We start from the raw sequence: 1064 nt of genomic DNA, 5'->3' as shown, positions 1-1064 counted from the left end.
CACAACCGCTCATGTCAGATTTTTTGTTTCCTACCCTTCTAGCATAACTGGGGTTATATTTAATTGCAAGCCCCTAATCTTGAAGATTTTTTCCGTCGAGAAACCCGTTTTTTAACAGTGAGATAGCACGGTGCCTTAGTACGTACCTTTCCTTTTTCCCAGCAGTCGAGATTTTCCCCTATGTTTAGGAATTTTCGTGGGAGTACCAATGTCAACTAAAACCTACAACATTGATTAGACCTCTTGCAAAAAAAATCTATGCTATAATAGAAAGTTTTCAATTTAATCCCCCTAGAGCTAACTCATAATTATAAATTGCTGATAACAAATTACAACGCAGACCATAACGGCGACGACGATTCCGATAACGACTCGACAAGATTTTAAAAATTTTCAGACTCCGGTTAACGTGTTCAATAACAATTCTTTCTTGTGCTAGAGCTCTCCTTGTAGTCTTTTTCTAAGAGAGAAAGTTTCCCATTTTTAGGTTTCTTTCTAGGAATATAACTATTGGAATGATAATCTTTTATGCCTTGATACCCACTATCTTGTAAGCTATCTGTTTCGGGATGAAAATGGATTTTACTTTTTTTAAACAAGCTAAAATCGTGGCAATGTCCTTGCCCAAAAGCAGTGCAAATAATTGCTCCTGTCTCTTGATTAATGACCAATTGAGTTTTGAGGGTATGACATTTCTTCTTGCCTGAATAATATTTTTTCTGTTTTTTTTTGGGTCGTTCAATAGCTGTTTCTGTGACATCGATCGCCACGACTGCTGGATAATCAGAGTTTTTGAGTAATGCTTTTTTCCCAGGAAGACGGAATTTTCCCGTTTTCATTAAAGTTGATTCGATGTCAATTACAATTCGGCAAATAGTTGATTCAGATACTCCCCAATTTGTCGCAATATGAAAATATGTTCGATATTCTCGCCAATATTCCAATGCAACTAAGACCTGTTCTTCAAGAGTTAGGATAGTCCCACGCCCCTGCCGGGGCGACAGGTCGCCTGAAAGTCATACAGTCCGGCAACTCTAGACAAATAGCATGAAAAAAGATAGGGT

Annotated in this window: 1 pseudogene; it reads right to left on the bottom strand. The window is 37.9% G+C overall.

Annotation, left to right across the window (positions count from 1 at the left end):
• Nucleotides 1-277 precede the first annotated feature (277 nt).
• Nucleotides 278-968 (bottom strand): annotated as a pseudogene (locus QUA58_RS31405) (IS5 family transposase); the annotation flags it as partial.
• Nucleotides 969-1064: the final 96 nt, after the last annotated feature.

The sequence above is a fragment of the Microcoleus sp. N9_A1 genome, assembly GCF_036701795.1.
GTDB lineage: Bacteria > Cyanobacteriota > Cyanobacteriia > Cyanobacteriales > Microcoleaceae > Microcoleus.
The sequence above is the reverse complement of the archived record's forward strand: the minus strand, read 5'-3'. Positions and strand labels throughout refer to the sequence as shown.